Raw genomic sequence first — 18,331 nt, 5'->3', positions numbered from 1 at the left:
GTTGAGGCACTGACGCCTCGATCGGGCCCCGGACATGCGACGGGGCCGATGCCTGCTCGGCATCGGCCCCGTCGGAGGAGCTAGTTCATCGAGTCACTCGGACTCGCCCTCCACAGGTGCGTCCTGACCCACCCCGGTCGAGCTGGACAGCTCCACCGGCGGGACGTCCGGCACCTTCGACGGCTTCGGCTCGCCTCGGAAGGTGAAGCGGGCCTTGTCGTCGCTCTTGCCCTCTTCGTAGCCCTCGACGTCGCCGATGATGATCTGACCGGCCTCCAGCTCGCCGAACAGGATCTTCTCGGACAGCTGGTCCTCGATCTCCCGCTGGATCGTCCGCCGCAGCGGCCGCGCACCGAGCACCGGGTCGAAGCCGCGCTTGGCGAGCAGCCTCTTCGCGTTGGCGGTCAGCTCGAGGCTCATGTCCTTGTTCTTGAGCTGAACCTCGACCCTGGCGATCATCAGGTCGACCATCCGGATGATCTCGTCCTCGGTGAGCTGGTGGAAGACGATGATGTCGTCGATCCGGTTGAGGAACTCCGGGCGGAAGTGCTTCTTCAGCTCGTCGTTGACCTTCTGCTTCATCCGGTCGTAGTTCGAGTTCTCGGTGCCGCCACCGGAGAAGCCGAGGCCGACGGCCTTGGAGATGTCCTGCGTGCCCAGGTTGGAGGTGAAGATGATCACCGTGTTCTTGAAGTCGACGGTGCGGCCCTGACCATCGGTGAGCCTGCCGTCCTCCAGAACCTGAAGCAGCGTGTTGTACACCTCCTGGTGCGCCTTCTCGATCTCGTCGAAGAGCACCACCGAGAACGGCTTGCGCCGCACCTTCTCGGTCAGCTGTCCGCCCTCCTCGTAGCCGACGTACCCGGGGGGTGCGCCGAACAGACGGGAGGCGGTGTAGCGGTCGTGGAACTCGCCCATGTCGATCTGGATGAGCGCGTCGTCCTCGCCGAACAGGAAGTTCGCCAGCGCCTTGGACAGCTCCGTCTTACCGACACCCGAGGGGCCGGCGAAGATGAACGATCCGGAGGGCCGCTTCGGGTCCTTCAAGCCTGCACGGGTACGGCGGATCGCCTGGGAGACGGCCTTGACGGCGTCCTCCTGGCCGATGATCCGCTTGTGCAGCTCGTCCTCCATCCGCAGCAGCCGAGTCGTCTCCTCCTCGGTCAGCTTGAAGACGGGGATGCCGGTCCAGTTCGCCAGGACCTCGGCGATCTGCTCGTCGTCCACCTCGGCGACCACGTCGAGGTCACCGGACTTCCACTGCTTCTCGCGCTCCGCCTTCTGGCCGAGGAGCTGCTTCTCCTCGTCCCGCAGGCGCGCGGCCCGCTCGAAGTCCTGCGCGTCTATCGCGGACTCCTTGTCCCGACGCACGTCGGCGATCTTCTCGTCGAACTCGCGCAGGTCCGGCGGCGCCGTCATCCGGCGGATGCGCATCCGCGCGCCCGCCTCATCGATGAGGTCGATCGCCTTGTCGGGCAGGAAGCGGTCGTTGATGTACCGGTCCGCCAGGGTGGCGGCGGCCACCAGCGCCGAGTCCGTGATCGAGACGCGGTGGTGTGCCTCGTACCGGTCGCGCAGACCCTTGAGGATCTCGATGGTCTGCTCCATGGTGGGCTCGCCCACCTGGATCGGCTGGAAACGACGCTCCAGCGCCGGGTCCTTCTCGACGTGCTTGCGGTACTCGTCGAGCGTGGTGGCGCCGATCGTCTGCAGCTCGCCCCTGGCCAGCATCGGCTTCAGGATGCTCGCGGCGTCGATCGCGCCCTCGGCGGCACCCGCACCCACCAGGGTGTGGATCTCGTCGATGAACAGGATGATGTCGCCGCGCGTGCGGATCTCCTTGAGCACCTTCTTGAGGCGCTCCTCGAAGTCGCCTCGGTACCGGGAGCCTGCGACCAGCGAGCCGAGGTCGAGCGTGTAGAGCTGCTTGTCCTTGAGGGTCTCGGGCACCTCGCCCTTGACGATGTTCTGTGCCAGGCCCTCGACGACGGCCGTCTTGCCCACGCCGGGCTCGCCGATGAGGACGGGGTTGTTCTTGGTGCGGCGGGACAGCACCTGCATGACCCGCTCGATCTCCTTCTCCCGGCCGATGACCGGGTCGAGCTTGCCCTCCCGAGCGCTCGAGGTCAGGTTGCGACCGAACTGATCGAGCACCAGAGAAGACGACGGAGTGCCCTCGCCGCGACCACCGGTCTCGGCGGGCTCCTTGCCCTGGTAGCCCGACAGCAGCTGAAGGACCTGCTGACGCACTCGGTTCAGGTCGGCACCCAGCTTGACCAGCACCTGCGCGGCGACGCCCTCGCCCTCGCGGATGAGACCCAGAAGGATGTGCTCGGTACCGATGTAGTTGTGGCCGAGTTGCAGAGCCTCCCGAAGCGACAGCTCCAGCACCTTCTTCGCCCGAGGCGTGAAGGGGATGTGGCCGCTCGGGGCCTGCTGCCCCTGACCGATGATCTCCTCAACCTGCTGGCGAACGCCCTCCAGGGCGATCCCCAACGACTCCAGCGCCTTGGCGGCGACACCCTCACCCTCATGGATCAGGCCCAGGAGGATGTGCTCGGTGCCGATGTAGTTGTGGTTGAGCATCCTGGCCTCTTCTTGGGCCAGGACGACCACCCGCCTCGCGCGGTCGGTGAACCTCTCGAACATTCGCACTCCTCGACAGCGGCGGCAGCGGCTCTCGCCCGGCCACACACCAGTGAATCGGTCCCTGGCGCTCTGTGACGGGGTCGGCACCCTAACAACCACTGTAGTCGGCATTACCGTGACATCGAGTTCGTGTCGGCTTCTGGTGCGCCGTTCTGCAGCACTCGCACCCCCCACAACGCAGGGTGACCCGGCCCCATTCCTGGTCAGGCCCCCGCAGGGGCGATGTCCGCTGAGAGCGAACACGCTTCGTGTCGGCCGTGCGCGCCGCCCACCGGTCCGCTCCCGTCGCGGAGGCCGGATCGGCCGACCAGATAAGCTTAGGCAAGCCTGACAAGTTCCCGCAGACGACGCCGGACTCCGAGGGGTCGTCATCGACGAAGGTGAGACATCGTGCCGATCAGCGCCGCCGACACAGGCCGTGGAGCAGGCCGATGACGACGGCCTTTCGCAGGTCAGCGCCTCGCGGCCCGGCCATCGCCGCAGGTCGGCGCTCGGCACTGGCCGAGTCCGTCGCGCGGCTCGGCCTCCCGCCATGGCTGGAGGCCCGACACGGCGATGCCTCGATCGGCGAGGACTGGTCGCGCTGCTCCTCGCTGCTCGACGACCCGGCGGCCTTCACCCGATGGCGTGAGGTGCTGGGCGGCTGGCTCACCGAGAACTACGGCGCGGCACCCGAGCGGACCACCGCGGGCTACGTGATGTCCTGGTATCTGAGCGTGCCCGGATATCTCGGCGCACTGCTCTTTCACACGGCGCGTCGCGTGCCGTCGCTGCGCCCGGAGGACACCGCCTTCCGCCTTGCCGCAGGCAGGCCGCACCTCGACGGGATCGCGCTGACCGGCGATGCCTTCGCCTGCCTGCCCGACGACCCGGACGCCGACGACCCGTCGGCCACCGTCGTGGCAGACGAACAGGCCCTCGCCGTACTGCTGCGCGCCCGATTCGCCGGTCACGCCGCGCGCTTCGTGGCCGCGTTCGCCCCCGGCACCCGCCTCGGCAGGCGGATGCTCTGGGCGGCCGCAACCGACGTGCTCGACACCACACTGTGGCTGAGCGGCCAGATGTGCGGCGACGAGGACCGCGGCGTCGCCGATGCCGCCCTCGTCTTCGGCACGGAGGCCGACCCCTTCACCGCTCTCTCGACGATGTATCGAGTCCCCGGCGCCGACGGCGAAGACCGCTGGACGCGACGCAGGGAGAGCTGCTGCTTCCACTACGCCCTGCCCGGTTCGCCGCAGGCCTGCACCACCTGTCCCCGCGTCGGTGCGGAGGAACGCGCCAGGCGAGTGCGCGAGCTGGGCTGATAACCGGGCGACGGCCTCGACGACGAGCTCGGCGGCGGCCAGAAACGGCAACGGGCCCGCCCGCCTGCTCGGCGGGTCGAGACCCGCCAGGGCCGGCCGACGAGCCCGTCTCGTCCACGCATGACCTGTCGCACAGGCGTCAAAGAAGCACCGGGGAACCCGACGAGCGGCCCCGAGAGGACGTGCCCATCGTCCTCACCAGGTACGCACCCGGCGGTTCTCTGCGGCGCGGTGGCGGCTACGACGCCCGTCATGGCCTGGCGACGCAGGCCGTCTGCTCCAGGGCGTGGAGTCAGTTCGCCTCGTGGTAGGCGTCGATGACCTCGGCCGGGATGCGGCCTCGGTCCGACACCTTCATGCCCCGCTTGCGCGCCCACTCGCGGATCGCCTGGTTCTGCTCGCGATCACCCGCCGCCGTGCTGCCGCCGTCCGGACGAGCGCCGGGACGCACGTTGCGCTTGCGGCCGCCGGAGCGGCGAGCGTGTCCGACGAAACCGGCGAGCGCATCCCGCAGTGCCCCGGCATTCGTCGCGGAAAGGTCGATCTGGTAAGCGGCTCCGTCGAATGTGAACTCGACCGTCTCATCTGCCTTGGAACCGTCCAAGTCATCGACCAGTGTGACGGTGACCTTCTGTGCCATGACCCATGTCCTTCCACCGAAAAGATCTGACGAGGCTGCCCACGTGCCTCATTTCGGCCGATATTACCGCAGAAATGGATCTGGTCACCCTTAGATCTAACGGACGCTAAGGACTCCGTCCGGCCGATCAGCGCCCGCAGCCGCCGATCGGCGACGGCTCATTCCGGACGGACCAGCGGAAACAGGATCGTCTCCCGGATACCGGCACCGGTCAACGCCATCAACAAACGATCGACGCCCATTCCGACGCCCCCACTAGGCGGCATTCCGTACTCCAGCGCACGCAGGAAGTCCTCATCCAGCCGCATGGCCTCGACATCGCCGCCCGCCGCGAGCAGGGCCTGGGCCTCCAGGCGTTCCCGCTCCACGACCGGGTCGACGAGTTCCGAGTAGCCGGTGGCGAGCTCGAAGCCTCGGATATACAGATCCCACTTCTCCGCGACACCGGGATCGGTGCGATGCTGCCGAGTCAACGGCGAGGTCTCGATCGGAAAATCCTTCACGAAGCTCGGCTCGTGCAGCTGATCCCCGATCAGATGCTCCCACAGCTCCTCGACCAGCTTGCCGTGACCATGAGCCGGGTGCGGTTCCAACTCGTGCTTGGTCGCCCACTCCCGCAACCGCGCCACCGCTGTGTCCGGCGTCACCTCTTCGCCGAGTGCCTCGGAAAGAGACCCGTACATGCTGAGCCAGGTCCATTCCCCGGACAGGTCGTACTCGCTGCCGTCGGCCAGCGTGACGACCTCCCCGCCACAGGCCGCCTTGGCCGCGTCCTGGATGAGTTCCCTGGTCAGGGTCGCCATACCGTGGTAGTCGCTATACGCCTGGTAGAACTCGGTCATGGCGAATTCGGGCGAGTGCGAGGAGTCACTGCCCTCGTTGCGGAAGTTCCTATTGATCTCGAAGACCCGCTCGATTCCGCCCACCACACAGCGCTTGAGATACAGCTCCGGCGCGATTCGCAGGTAGAGGTCGATGTCGAAGGCATTCGAGTGCGTCTGGAAGGGCCGAGCCGCCGCACCGCCGTAGAGCGTCTGCAACATCGGGGTCTCGACCTCGGTGTAACCGTGCCGGTGGAAGGATTCCCGCAGCGAGCGCACGACTGCAGCCCGGACCTCGACGATGTGCCGCGCCTGCGGCCGGACGATCAGATCGACGTAACGCTGCCGAACCCGCGTCTCCTCGCTCAGCTCCTTGTGCACGACCGGAAGCGGCCGCAGTGCCTTCGCGGCGAGCCGCCATTCATCGGCCATCACCGAGAGCTCGCCTCGACGCGACGTGATGACCTCGCCGTGTACGAAGACATGGTCGCCGAGATCGATATCGCCCTTCCAGGCTGCCAATGCCTCCGCGCCGATCTGACCGAGGCTGAGCATCGCCTGCAGTTCGGAGCCGTCGCCGGAACGCAAGGTGGCGAAACACAGCTTTCCAGTGTTTCGCAGGAACATCACCCGGCCCGCGATGCCGACGATCTCGCCCGTGGCAGTGTCGGGTGCGAGTCCGGTGTGCTTCGCCCTGATGTCGGCGAGAGCATGTGTGACCGGAAGCACGACCGGATACGGTTCCGTGCCGGATTCGAGCAACCGCGACCGCTTCTCCCGACGGATACGCATCTGCTCGGGAAGGGTGTCCTCGCTGGTCGTGGCGTCGTTCTCCGGAATGGCGTTCACGGAGACACAGCGTAGGCGTCGGGCGGACACGCCCGGACGACGGGTTGCCGTCCGGCATCGATCGACGGTACCGCTCGCGGGCGCGGCCGAGCGCGACGCGGGCCGCCGCTCAGAGCACGTTGCGCTCGTAGACCAGCCGCAATCCGATCAGGGTGAGATCGGGCACGTGCTCGGCGATCGTCTCCGACTCGCCGAGCACCAGGGGCGCCAGCCCGCCGGTCGCGAGCACGGTGATCGGTCCTCGCTCCGTCGCGGCCAACTCGGCGCTGATGCGCCGCACCAGCCCGTCGACCTGCCCGGCGAAGCCGTAGAGGATGCCCGCCTGCAGACATTCGACGGTGTTCTTGCCGATCACGTGGCGCGGACGGATCAGCTCGACCTTGCGCAGTTGGGCCGCCCGCGACGCGAGCGCGTCCACCGAGATCTCGATGCCGGGGGCGAACACGCCGCCGAGGAACTCGCCCCTGGCCGAGATCACGTCGATGTTGGTGGAGGTGCCAAAGTCGACGACCACGCAGGCGGTGCCGAAGAGGTGATGGGCGGCCAGCGTGTTGACGACCCGGTCGCCGCCGACCTCCTTGGGGTTGTCCACCAGCAGCGGGACCCCGGTGCGCACCCCCGGCTGCACGATCAGCGTCGGCACGTCGGCGTAGTAGCGGGCGAGCATCACGCGCAGCTCACGCAGCACGGCGGGGACCGTGGACAGGGCGGAGATGCCGGTGATCTCCTCGGCATGATCGCCGAGCAGTCCCCGCATCGTCAGCGCGATCTCGTCGGCCGTGGCCCTGGCGTCGGTGCGCATCCGCCAGTCCCGGATGAGCCGCGCGTCCGCACCCTCGCCCTCGTACAGGCCGAGCACGATGTTGGTGTTCCCGACGTCGATGGCGAACAGCACCGGAGGTCCTTCCCTTCGTGCGCGCGCTGGCCTCGTGGCCGGGTCAGCGTTCGGACTGCAGCAGAGCGTCCAGCCGGGCCGCGTCGTCGGTCTCCGCGCCTGCCGCTCGGTCCTCGGCGGCCTGGGCAGGCCTGCCCGTGCCGGTCGCGGGCCCCGTGACCGGCGGGCCCGCGGTCACCGCCCCCGACTTCAGCCCGGAGTCCGCCGGGACTCCCGCCGGGTCGTCGTCTCGGGTGACCACCTTGTTGTGCGAGTCGACGAAGACCACCGAGGGCCGGTGCTCGCGGATCTCGGCCGCGTCCATCAGCCCGTAGGCGATGAGGATCACCAGGTCGCCGGGGTGTACCAGGTGGGCGGCGGCGCCGTTGATCCCTAACACCCCGGTGCCTCGCTCGCCGGGGATGACGTAGGTCTCCAGCCGGGCGCCGTTGGTGACGTCCACGATGGCCACCTGCTCCCCCGCCAGGAGGTCGGCGGCGTCCATCAGGTCTTCGTCCACGGTGACCGAGCCGACGTAATGCAGATCCGCCTGAGTGACGGTGGCGCGATGGATCTTCGACTTGAGCATCGTCCGCAACATCTGCTCTCCCCTCTGCCGCGCCCGAGGAGGGCGCGGTGGCCGATGGACTCTCAGCTGCCCGCGTGGGCAGGCTCCGTCTCGTCCGGGGCTCGCCCCGCCTCGGTATCGATGGCTCGGCCCGCCGAGGTATCCGGCTCGCCGAGCCGGACTGCGGTGTTGTCGATCAGTCGAACACCGCCGATCCGCCCCGCGACCAACAGTCGTGCCTCGCCTCGCTCCGGGGCGGCATTCAGTTCAACGTCGCGCAGCTCGAGGTAGTCCAGGTCGAGAGCAGGCTCACTGGCCAGCACGGACCGGGCGGCGGCCAGCACCGCGTCGGCGCCTGCCGTGCCCGCGTGCACCGCGGCGGCCAGGGCTGCCGAGATGACGACGGCGGCGGCGCGCTCGTCGGAGTCCAGGTAGGCGTTCCGCGAGGACAGCGCCAGGCCGTCATGCTCACGGATGGTCGGGATGCCCACGATCGAGGCGTCGAAGTTCAACTCTCGCCCCATGCGCCGCAGCAGCACGAGCTGCTGATAGTCCTTCTCACCGAAGAAGGCGTAATCCGGCCGGACGATGTTGAGCAGCTTCGCGACCACGGTCAGCACCCCGTCGAAGTGGCCGGGTCGGCTCGCGCCCTCCAGCTCCGAGCCCAACGCGCCCGGCGTCACCGCGACGGAGGCGCCCGAGCCGTACATCTGTTCGACGGTGGGGGCGAAGACCAGCGCGACCTGCTCGTCCCGGCAGACCGCGACGTCGACGTCCAGGTCGCGCGGATAGCGGGTGAAGTCCTCTCCCGCGCCGAACTGGCGCGGGTTGACGAAGATCGAGACGACCACGACGGTGTTGGGAATGCGACGGGCCCGCCGAATCAGCTCGCGATGCCCGCGATGCAGTGCGCCCATCGTCGGGACCAGGACGATCTTGCGTCCGGTGGCCCGCAAGGCCCGCGTCACCCTGGCGAGCTGCGCGGGGTCGTCGTGCACCGTGGTGCCGTCCGGCTGGAAGAGCGCGGCAGCGGCCGGGGCGTCGGTCATCGGTTCTCCTCATCGAGCAGGTCGGCGACCTCGGCGGCGGCGGTCTCGGGGAGCACTCCGGCCGCCCGCGCCCGTTCGGCCGTGCGGGCGGCGAGCACGCGGTAACTCGGCACCACCTCAGGCGCGACCTCGCCGAGGACGTCGAGGTGGGCGCGCAGCGTGCTCAGGTCGCCCCTGGCCACCGGCCCGGTGAGTGCCCGGTCGCCGTGGCGGAGTGCGTTGTCCAGTGCCGCGCTGCACAAGGGCCCCAGCAGTCGTTCCGGCTGAGCGACCCCGGCCGCCGAGAGGAGGCTGACGCATTCGGTGATCAACGTGATCAGATGGTTCGCCCCGTGCGCGAGGGCCGCGTGATACAGCGGTCGGGCCGCCTCCGGGATGAACACCGGGTCCGCACCGATCTCCACCACCAGCGCCTCGCCGACGCTCCAGCCCGGATCGGTGGGCGAGTCTCGCTCACCCGATGCGGTGATCCCGATGCAGCAGGCCGCCAGTCGCGCCAGGTCCTCGCTGCGTCCGGTGAAGGTCATCACCGGGTGCAGGGCCAACGGCAGCGCGCCGATCCTCGCGACCTCCGCCAACACCGCCACCCCGTGGGCGCCCGAGGTGTGCGCGACGATCTGGCCCGCCCGCAGCGATCCGGTGGCGATCAGGCCGCTGACCAGGCCGGGCAGCACGTCGTCCGGGACCGCGAGCAGTACGAGGTCCGCCATGGCGACCACTTCGTCCGGAGGAAGCACCGGAACGCCGGGCAGCAGTTCCTCGGCGCGTCGCAGCGAGTCACGGGAGACGGCCGACGTGGCGACCACGACGTGGCCTGCGCGGGCCAGCGAGGCGCCCAGCACCGCGCCCACCCGGCCTGCGGAGACGACTCCGACGGCCAGCCTGGCAGGCCGCACCTGCGTGGTGTCGATCATGTGGGTGGAAACTCCATTCCTGCCGTTCCGGTCCCGCCGTTCGTCCTGCGGGTACCGGACGGCGGCGAGCGTAGCGGGCGGAGGACTCGCTCGCCGTGTCCAGGTGAGCAGGTTCACCGCCCGACCCGACGCGGGGTTCGGCGTGCGAGCTCGACGACGCGGGTCGGTCAGGCCTCGGCGGACCGAGCGCCCGCCGGGTCGACCGGCTCCGCCGTCTCCGGCACGCGCGGCGCAGGCGTGGCGCCTGCGGTCTCCGTCGAGGCCGGGTCCGTGCCGAGTGGGTCCGCAAGCGGTGCGGTGTCCTCGGCGAGACCGGGTCCGGCGAGATCCGGAATCCGAGGGGGAGGCGGACCGGCGGGATCGAGTCGCTGGACGCCCGACACAACAGACTCCGGTCGAAGAGCGGCGAACCCCGGCCGACGCGGCTCGGGCGGTCGAGTGCGGCGGTCTAGCGCGGCAGGCCCGGAGTTCGTCGAGGTCGGCACGCACGTCCCGTCACCGTCCGGCTGCCCGGCGGGTGTCGCGATCGGCTCTCCGCCGACCTCGGTGCGAGCCGTTCCGCTTCGCTCCGGTATCGACGCTCCGCTTCGCTGCGGTGCCGACGCTCCGCTTCGCTGCGGTGCCGATACTCCGCTTCGCTGCGGTACCGATACTCCGCTTCGCTGCGGTGCCGGCTGCGGCGGTATGGAGCGCGGCACAGACGGCGCCCCGGGGCCGGTGCCCCCCGGCCACGTCGCCTCGACGGGTCGCACCGGGACACGGGGCGCATCGGTCATCCGAGGTGTCGAGGCGGCGGATGCGGCGTGCTGCCTGGCGGCATCCCCGATCGGCCGGGTGACGGCGTACTCGACACGGCGACGTGGCCTGGCCAGTCTGCGGATGCCCGCGGCGTCCCGAGCGGCGACGTCCAGCGCCTCGGGGGATCGACGCGCGGCCTCCCTGGTGCGCAGGAGGTGGTCGACGGCATGCCCGAGTCGGGCGGCAGGCGCCTGCACCGGCCGTCCCCTGGCCCTCTGGTCTCGGAGGAAGGCCAGTTCCGTGACGGCCGCCTGATAGTCGGCCACGGCCTTGGCCGCCGCCTCCCCGGAGCGACGACGGACGGCCGCCCGCCACCCCTTTCGACCGGTCAGGCTGGCGAGCAGGCCGATCTCGCTGGCGGCGATCCAGCCTTCGGCGGCGAACCCGGGAAGCTGGGCGACCACGATCCGCTGCTCCCGACGACGCTGCCACAGCACCAGGGCGATGGTGGACAAAAAGATCGGCACCATCACCAGGAAGTAGACGTCGAGGAACACCCGGCCGCCGCCCAGCACCGCCGCGCCGTTCCAGAGGGCGTGCAGCAGGACCCCGACCAGATAGCCGATCAGCGGAGCCGCCGCACGCAGCCGCCTGCGCGTCGTGATCGCGGCGATGCCGAGGCCGATGCCGAACATGGCGCCGAACAGCGGGTGGGTGAACGGCGAGAGGACGCCGCGCAGCAGGAACACCGCGATGACTCCGCTGGTCGCGTCGCCGAAACCGCCTTGGACGAAGGCCAGCCCGAAGTAGGTGATGTTCTCGGTGAAGGCGAAGCCGACTCCGGTCATCCCGGCGTAGACGATGCCGTCCACGATCCCGTCGAACTCCTGTCGGCGGCGGAGGAAGACGCCGAGCACGAACAGTCCCTTGGCCGCCTCCTCGAACAACGGGGCCGAGACCAGGGCCGCGGCGACGTTGCCGCCGCCCGCGCCCAGCAGTGCCTCGCCGACCACCTGCGCGGTGTCGTTGATCAGCAACGCGGTGATGGTCGCTCCGCAGGCACCCCAGAGGAACGCCGTGCGGAGCAGCCTCGGCGGCTCCGGCTCCCAGCGATCCACCCAGAGGATGGTCGCGATCACCGGGCCGACCGGCAGCAGGGCGGCGGCCGCGCCCACCAGCATCGCCACCGCGCCCACGCGGGCATGCGTCACGCCGAGCAGCACCAGGCCGCACAGACCCAGCAGCGCCAGGCCGGTCACCGGCCAGACGAGGATTCGACGCCTGCCGCACTGCGAGCGCGTCAGCCGCTGTGACGTAGACGAGGATTCGCAGGTCACAGCTGGTAACTGTAGGAGCCGAACGACTTACTCGTGCGGTTCGAGAAGCGGGTGACAACCGGACGAGTGGAGTTCGCCGGGATCAGCGGTTCGCCCCTGTCGGCCGACCGCGACGCTCCGTCTCGACCACGAACAGCGTGTGTCGGAGTCGCCGAAGCAGGACGGCGGCTGCGACGGCGAAGACGATCACTGCGAGGAGGACGGCCAGCAGCCACCAGGAGGCCGCGTCGACCGTCAACCCGACGATCGAGCGGTACACGAAGTCGGCGGACAGGAAGATCGCGCCGATCACCACCAGCACGCACACCCCCGCCGACAGGCTCAGTCCCCAGCGACGGCCTCGCCAGACGGCGCCTGCCGCCGTCCCCAGCAGCGCGCCACCCGATGCAGGCACGACGGCCAGGAGACCGAAAAACAGCACTTCAGGCAGCGAGGCGACGGCCTCGTCAAGCCATAACCAGCACCAGACCACGATGGTGGCGGCCAGCACAGCCGCGGCGAGCCCGGCGAGCGTGAGGGCGGTGAGGCGCACCACGCGCGGCCGAACGGGCATCGCCGGTCCTGGCTGCCCGCCGTCGGATCGGAGATCGCCGGGCCGGGGTCTGCCGAGCCTGACCACGCCGGACTCGCCTCCGGTGCTCCGGAGTCCGTCGGTTCTCGGGAGCGGGTCCGGTCTGCGCGGCCCGCCGTGCAGACCGGACTCCACCCCGCCGGTCCGACCGCTTCGCGGCGCCGCCCCACCGGAGTGGGTCTTGCCTGCGTGGGTCTTGTGGGGCGGCGACTGGCCGGGGTGCGACCGGCACTGCCGCGCGTCATGCCCGGTACGAGTCTGCGGAACGGCGACTCCGGCCCGAGCAGGCGGGCAAGCTGCCAGGTCACCAGCCGATGCCGTCTCCCGCGCGGTCTGCGACCGCCGCCCGACCACCGCCGCATGGGCCGGACCGTTCGCCCTGTCGGGGGGCGGTGAGTCCGCGCCTGCCCGAGGTGGCAGGCCGCCCGCATCGGCCCCCGGTGGCGACCCGGTCACCTCCGACGATGGCGAGCAGGCGGCGATCGAGCCCGGTTCCGACATCGGCCCTCCCCGTGACGCCTCGGGCGACGTCGCCCGGCACCGGTACGGACGGACCGCCGTGCCGAGCGCGGCCCGCTCTCCAGTATCGAGCGGGTCCGACGCCTCGGCGGCGATCACCACCGATCGCCGAGCGAAACAGCCCGATCGGCCGTGACGACCACCGACCGTGGCCGCGAGGACCGGGACTCGTCACCGACTTGGCGGTGGAGGCCAGGCACGTCGACGGCCCGGCATCGGCCCGAGTCCGGCGTCGACCGCAGCGCGCACCGCAGCCGAGGCAGGCGGATCTTCAGTCCAGGGATCTCACTGCCGGGCGGGCGCACGACGCTCGTCAGGCATCAGCGGGGTGCTCGGCGGCTCCCCCGAGGATCACCACCGGGCCCACACGCAGCCATCCCACCGGGGCCGCCTGTTGTCCCGGCACCACCCCGGCAGCGCGACGCACGTCATGACGAGCAGCACCAGCCCTCCAGGCAGGCGGACCGCCGCAGGCCGGTCATCGGCCTGCCCCGCGGCCGACGCAGGCGCAGCGCCGCACCGATCGGCCCTCGCCATCGGCACAGCCCCGCCACAGAGCTGAGGAGGGATTCGACGGAGAAGCACGAGCAGGCAGCTAGACCCGTGCGCCGGACGACCGGCGAAGAACGGTCCCGGTGGCCGGGCACGACAGTCGCGGCTGCCCCAGAGCAGCCGCACCAGCGCAGCGACGACGCTGCCGGTGTGGCTTGTTCCGACCGCTCGGCGGTGGCCGAGGTGGCGCCCGACGGCAGCGTCGTCACGACAGAGCCGAGCACGGTCTGCGTCGGCCGGGGCGCGACGTGGTCTCTACTCGGCGCGGCGCCGATGTCGACGCGGCTGGTCCTCGCCGTACGCCGCCAACAGCTCGCTCACCGATCGACCGGAGGCGTGGGCGCCTGCGTCGTCATCGGCATCGGGAGCTGCCCGCCTGCTACGAGCCGCCCGACGACCGGTGGGGGCAGGCTCCACCTCCACCTCGGGTTCGGGCTGCCAGCCGCCGATTTCGGTGAGGGCGCTCTCCTCGTCCAGCACCTCGGGCGGCGGCGCCGGGACCGGCGGCGGGCCGGACGTACGGCGGGGCGGCCTGCTGATCTGGCGAGTCGGCTCCTCGCGGGCGGGCCGCTTCGCGGGGCCGCCCCGCGCGGCGGGCCGACCGGACGCTTCCTGCGGCGGCGGTGGCGGCTGCGGGCCGCGCCGGGCGGCGGGCGGCGGCTGAGAACGCGACGGTGCGTCTCGCCCCGGAGCCGGGGGCTTCCGTGCCGGTGCGGGCGGCGGATCTCGACGTTCGGGCCTGGGCGGCGCGACGGGCTCGGCGTCGATGGTCATCCTCGTCGGGCGGGAACTCGGCTCCTCCGACACCTCGGGAGGTCGGGGCGGGTTCGACCTCGGCTGGGGCGGAACCTGCGCCGGTGTCCGCTGCGACGGACGCCGGGTGGCCTGGCGTCCGGAGTCCTCCCGATGCGGTGCACCGGCGCCCGCTCGCCACTGTTCGACGGGATGCGCGCGTTCGGCGCGGCCCGGCCTGCCGCGCCCGGCCTGCCCGGCGCCACGGCCGTCCCCGGACCTGATCTCCGCGACGGAGCCGTCCACGGTCACCAGCGCGTCGATGATCTGCGTCTCCTCCGCCGAGACCACCGAGGACGAACTGGAGGTGGTGATGCTGCGGATCTCCTCGTCGTGGGCGGCGATGACCCGCGACTGATCCGACAACGACCGCAGCCGCGTCGACTCCGCGCGCAGCGCGACGCGTTCGACGAGTACGTCACCGCCGAGCAGGGCCTCCAGGTTCTCGCGCAGGGTACGAAGTTCGGTGCGCAGGGCGTCGAGTTCCTGCCTGGACTCGTCCCGAACCTCGTCCTCGACCTGACGGCGGGTCTCCGCCTCCACCTCGAGTTCGTACTCGCGGCGTGCGGAGATCTCCCGTTCCAGTTCGAGCTCGTAGATCTGCTGAAGCCGATCGGCCTCGCCCGTGCGGGCGTTGGCGTCCTTGCGGTAGCGGGCGGCGGCGAAGGCACCCAGCAGGGCGGTCCACAGTGCGGCCAGCAGACCGAGTCGCAGCAGGCGCTCGTCGTCGCCGAGGATCAGGACCACCGTGGCGATGAGCGCGAGACCCGCTCCGAGCGCCCAGATCATGGTTCCTCGGCCGATGCGACGGCGCTCGCCATCCGTATCCGACAAGCCGACCATGGCCCATACGGTACCCGTCGGTTATCTGAGCGAGACCTCCTCGCCAGGGCTCATCGTCACCACCCCACCCCACCAGCGCGGAACGCAGGCGTGGCGCGGTCGGTGACCGCAGAGTCCGATGTGGATGGCGCCGACGAGGCGCCTCGACCCGACGACGATCCCGATGCTCATCGCCTTCGACGCTCACCGTCGATCCCTCGGATCGCAGGCCTCGGCGGCCCACGGTCGACCGCACAGCCAGGCTCGAGAGACTCGAGAGAACCGAGGCCGCCGACCACCACGAGCGAGCAGCCGTCCCCCTGCGGCACCACGACGTCCCCCTGCGGCACCACGACGTCGGCGTGGGACGACGCGGCGCACGGCAGTACGAAGGCAGGCAGGCGGCGGGCCCGACCAGCGGGAGATGCCGACGCTAGCCGTTCTTCCGGTCGTCTCCCCAGTCGTCCCTTGGATCGTCGTCGGAGTCCTGGGGCGTCCGACAGCAGTACTCGAGCCACAGACCCGCCCCGACCGCCGCCGCAGCCGAGACCGCACCCACCATCGCCGCCTGCATGTCGGCGCCTGCGGCGACCACGAAGCCCACCCGTGGTACGAGATACCCCACGACGCCCAACCAGGCGCCCAGCACGGCCGCGCCCGCCACCGAGGTCGCCTTGGCCAGGGCCACCGCACGCGCCGCCAGCAGAGCGTCCACCGGCGGGGCGTCCCGGCGGCGCCCGATCCGCGCCCGCAGCGAGAAGCCGAACGCCGTCTCGACGGCGGCGAGCACCAGCAGCGGGCTGCCCGCCAACAGCGGCAGGGGCGGCCAAGACCCGTACGAGACCTGCACGATCAGGTTGATCAGCAGCCCCACGATGATCGTGGTCGCCGCGAGATCACGCATCCGGGTGAACTTCATCCGCGCCCCCTTCGCATCGCCGTCCGCTCCTCGGGCTCACAGCACTTCCGACGCACCGGGCAGCCCCGCCTCGACGCGACGCACCCCGGAGGTGTCCAGCTTCGTCAGCAGCGCCGTGATCGGCCCCCGTCCCGGCAGCACCGCCGCAGGCTCCAGGTCATGCCACGGCACCAGAACGCTCGCCCGGTCCGCCGTGCCGGGATGCGGCAGCAGCAGCTCGGGGTCCTCGGAACGGACCCCGTCGACGGTCACCACGTCGACGTCCAGCGTGCGGGGCCCCCACCGGATTTCCCGAACCCGTCCCGCCTCGGACTCCAGCGCCTGCCCCCGGCGCAACCAGCCCCAGGCGTCGACGTCGGCATCCTCGACGATCAGCACCGCGTTGAGGAAGTCGGGCTGGTCCAGCACACCCCACGGCGCGGTCTCGTAGACCGGCGACACCGCCTGCACGGAGGCGCCGAAACCCGTCACCGCGAGCCGCAGCATGGCCAGGCGGTCGCCCAGATTGGAGCCGAGCGAGAGCACCGCGCGGCTCATCAGTCCGCCCGCCCCCGGCCCGCCCGCCGCGACCGACGCACGGTCACCGCGACGTCGGCGAAGTCCAGCGGGATCGGCGCCTCCGGCTTGTGCACCGTCACCTCGACGGCGTGCACACGCGCATCGGCGAGAACGGAGTCGGCGGCCTCGGTGGCGACCGTCTCGATCAGGTTCCTCGGCTCGCCGCCGACGATCTCGGCCACCCGCCGAGCGAGCAGGCCGTAGTCCACCGTGTCGATCACGTCGTCGGTCTGCGCGGCACGGGCGGTGTCGATCCACACCGTGACGTCCACGACGAACTCCTGGCCGTCCCGGCGTTCATGTTCGAAGACACCGTGCCTGCCGCGAACCCGCAGGCCCGTCAGAACGATCCGATCGGTCATCCTCTGCTCCCCTCGGTCCACGCGGCGGCCACCTTCACCGCGTCCAGGGAGTTGACCACGTCGTGCACCCGAACGCCCCAGGCCCCGGCTCGCGCCGACAGACCCGAGATCACCGCGCCTGCCACCTCGCGGCCGTCGGCGGGCCGAGGACGGCCTGCGTCGTCGGCCAGCACCGCGCCGAGGAACCGCTTGCGAGACGCACCGATCAGGATCGGCAGTCCCAGCGAGCGCAACTCGCCCAGCCCCCCGAGGAGCTGCCAGTTGTGCACGCCGGTCTTGGCGAATCCAAGACCGGGATCGAGTACCAGTGCCGACTCGGCGACGCCGGCGGCCACCGCGGCGTCCACTCTGGCGGACAGCTCCCGGCGCACCTCCACCACGACGTCGTCGTAGACGGCCAGTTCCTGCATCTGCCTGCTGTGGCCACGCCAGTGCATCAGGACCCAGGGCACGTCGGCGTCGGCGACCACCTTGGCCATCCGATCGTCCGCCAGACCGCCCGACACGTCGTTCACCAGGATCGCGCCCGCCGCCACCGCGGCCTCTGCCACGGCGGATCGGGTCGTGTCGATGCTCACCGGCACCCCTGCCGCCACCAGCTCCGCGATGACGGGGACCACCCGATCTCGTTCCACGTCGGCAGGCACTCGATCGGCGCCGGGCCGAGTGGACTCGCCGCCGACGTCGACCAGATCGGCGCCCGCGTGGAACATCGTGATGCCGTGCGCCACCGCCTCGTCCCGGTCCAGGTATCGGCCTCCGTCGGAGAACGAGTCGGGGGTCACGTTGAGCACGCCCATCACCGTGCAGCGACCGGGGTCGGGCAGCAGCCGGTGCACGCCTAATGCCTCCGAATCAGATCGAGGGCCTCGGCACGCGAGGACGGCGAGGAGCGCAACAGGCCCCGGACGGCCGAGGTCGTCGTCCGCGCGCCGGGCTTGCGCACTCCGCGCATCGACATGCAGAGATGCTCCGCCTCCATCACCACGATGACGCCTCGGGGATTGAGCTTGCGCACCAGCGCGTCCGCCACCTGTGAGGTGAGCCGTTCCTGCACCTGCGGTCGCCTGGCGTACAGGTCGACCACCCGCGCCAGCTTGGACAGCCCGGTGACCCGGCCCTCCGTGTTCGGGATGTACCCGACGTGCGCGGAGCCGTGGAACGGCAGCAGGTGGTGCTCGCAGTAGCTGTAGACGGGGATGTCGGTGACGAGCACCAGCTCGTCGTGCCCCTCGTCGAAGGTCTTGTCCAGCACCGCGTCGGGATCGGTGAACAGGCCCGCGAACATCTCCTGGTATGCCCTGGCGACCCGAGCGGGCGTCTCCTGCAACCCCTCGCGGTCCGGGTCCTCGCCACAGGCCAGGAGCAGTTCGCGGACCGCCGCCTCGGCCCGCGTCCGGTCGAACGCGGGCCGAGCTGACGAGTCGGACGCCTGACCGACCGTGTCGTACTCGCTGATCAGGTCGGTCATCGCATCCTCCGCATCGGCGGGG

At 70.7% G+C, this 18,331-nt stretch carries 15 protein-coding genes and 1 pseudogene; 1 reads left to right on the top strand and 15 read right to left on the bottom strand.

Features of this window, described 5'->3' with window-relative positions; all coding sequences use genetic code 11:
* Positions 1 to 93: 93 nt before the first annotated feature.
* Positions 94 to 2,649: an ATP-dependent Clp protease ATP-binding subunit gene (locus UA74_RS01595; protein WP_075738240.1), complete on the bottom strand. Its 2,556-nt coding sequence runs from the start codon at positions 2,647 to 2,649 to the stop codon at positions 94 to 96.
* A 431-nt stretch (positions 2,650 to 3,080) separates the two neighbouring features.
* Here UA74_RS01595 and UA74_RS01590 point away from each other — a divergent pair, with 431 nt between their 5' ends.
* A complete protein-coding gene (locus UA74_RS01590) occupies positions 3,081 to 3,953 on the top strand; it encodes a (2Fe-2S)-binding protein (protein ID WP_083682849.1) in 873 nt (290 codons plus the stop codon).
* A 292-nt stretch (positions 3,954 to 4,245) separates the two neighbouring features.
* On the opposite strand, the gene UA74_RS01585 is transcribed toward UA74_RS01590, so the two are convergent.
* From UA74_RS01585 to folE, 14 genes and pseudogenes are all read right to left on the bottom strand, one after another.
* Entirely contained in the window at positions 4,246 to 4,593 is a 348-nt protein-coding gene (locus tag UA74_RS01585; protein WP_075738238.1) for a histone-like nucleoid-structuring protein Lsr2, read from the bottom strand.
* Positions 4,594 to 4,751: 158 nt separating this feature from the next.
* On the bottom strand, positions 4,752 to 6,206 hold the full coding sequence (gene lysS / locus UA74_RS01580; RefSeq protein ID WP_083683894.1) for a lysine--tRNA ligase: 1,455 nt from the start codon (positions 6,204 to 6,206) through the stop codon (positions 4,752 to 4,754).
* 166 nt (positions 6,207 to 6,372) lie between these two features.
* The gene (locus UA74_RS01575; protein WP_075738236.1) at positions 6,373 to 7,158 is read right to left on the bottom strand and encodes a type III pantothenate kinase; all 786 of its coding nucleotides are present in this window, start codon (positions 7,156 to 7,158) and stop codon (positions 6,373 to 6,375) included.
* A 43-nt stretch (positions 7,159 to 7,201) separates the two neighbouring features.
* Positions 7,202 to 7,738, bottom strand: coding sequence for an aspartate 1-decarboxylase (panD, locus tag UA74_RS01570; protein WP_075738234.1), 537 nt, complete (start codon positions 7,736 to 7,738; stop codon positions 7,202 to 7,204).
* A 50-nt stretch (positions 7,739 to 7,788) separates the two neighbouring features.
* Positions 7,789 to 8,754 (bottom strand): pantoate--beta-alanine ligase, encoded by a 966-nt coding sequence (gene panC, locus UA74_RS01565; protein ID WP_075738232.1) that lies wholly within the window; start codon positions 8,752 to 8,754, stop codon positions 7,789 to 7,791.
* Positions 8,751 to 9,668: a Rossmann-like and DUF2520 domain-containing protein gene (locus tag UA74_RS01560; protein WP_075738230.1), complete on the bottom strand. Its 918-nt coding sequence runs from the start codon at positions 9,666 to 9,668 to the stop codon at positions 8,751 to 8,753. Before UA74_RS01560 ends, panC begins: the two co-directional genes overlap by 4 nt.
* Before the next feature lie 893 nt (positions 9,669 to 10,561).
* Positions 10,562 to 11,710, bottom strand: a pseudogene (locus tag UA74_RS33260) (PrsW family intramembrane metalloprotease); the annotation flags it as partial.
* 115 nt (positions 11,711 to 11,825) lie between these two features.
* A complete protein-coding gene (locus UA74_RS01550) occupies positions 11,826 to 12,296 on the bottom strand; it encodes a hypothetical protein (protein WP_157433935.1) in 471 nt (156 codons plus the stop codon).
* 1,344 nt (positions 12,297 to 13,640) lie between these two features.
* The gene (locus UA74_RS01545) at positions 13,641 to 15,020 is read right to left on the bottom strand and encodes a DUF6779 domain-containing protein (RefSeq protein WP_075763716.1); all 1,380 of its coding nucleotides are present in this window, start codon (positions 15,018 to 15,020) and stop codon (positions 13,641 to 13,643) included.
* Positions 15,021 to 15,432: 412 nt separating this feature from the next.
* Positions 15,433 to 15,918, bottom strand: coding sequence for a DUF3180 domain-containing protein (locus UA74_RS01540; protein WP_075738223.1), 486 nt, complete (start codon positions 15,916 to 15,918; stop codon positions 15,433 to 15,435).
* 36 nt (positions 15,919 to 15,954) lie between these two features.
* The gene (gene folK, locus UA74_RS01535) at positions 15,955 to 16,455 is read right to left on the bottom strand and encodes a 2-amino-4-hydroxy-6-hydroxymethyldihydropteridine diphosphokinase (RefSeq protein ID WP_075738221.1); all 501 of its coding nucleotides are present in this window, start codon (positions 16,453 to 16,455) and stop codon (positions 15,955 to 15,957) included.
* On the bottom strand, positions 16,455 to 16,838 hold the full coding sequence (gene folB / locus UA74_RS01530) for a dihydroneopterin aldolase (RefSeq protein WP_075738219.1): 384 nt from the start codon (positions 16,836 to 16,838) through the stop codon (positions 16,455 to 16,457). Before folB ends, folK begins: the two co-directional genes overlap by 1 nt.
* On the bottom strand, positions 16,835 to 17,638 hold the full coding sequence (folP, locus tag UA74_RS01525) for a dihydropteroate synthase (RefSeq protein WP_075743292.1): 804 nt from the start codon (positions 17,636 to 17,638) through the stop codon (positions 16,835 to 16,837). Before folP ends, folB begins: the two co-directional genes overlap by 4 nt.
* Before the next feature lie 41 nt (positions 17,639 to 17,679).
* Entirely contained in the window at positions 17,680 to 18,309 is a 630-nt protein-coding gene (folE, locus tag UA74_RS01520) for a GTP cyclohydrolase I FolE (RefSeq protein ID WP_075743291.1), read from the bottom strand.
* Between the last annotated feature and the right edge of the window lie 22 nt (positions 18,310 to 18,331).

Source organism: Actinoalloteichus fjordicus, assembly GCF_001941625.1.
In the GTDB taxonomy this organism is placed as follows: Bacteria; Actinomycetota; Actinomycetes; order Mycobacteriales; family Pseudonocardiaceae; genus Actinoalloteichus_A; species Actinoalloteichus_A fjordicus.
This window is presented reverse-complemented; position numbering and strand designations above follow the sequence as displayed.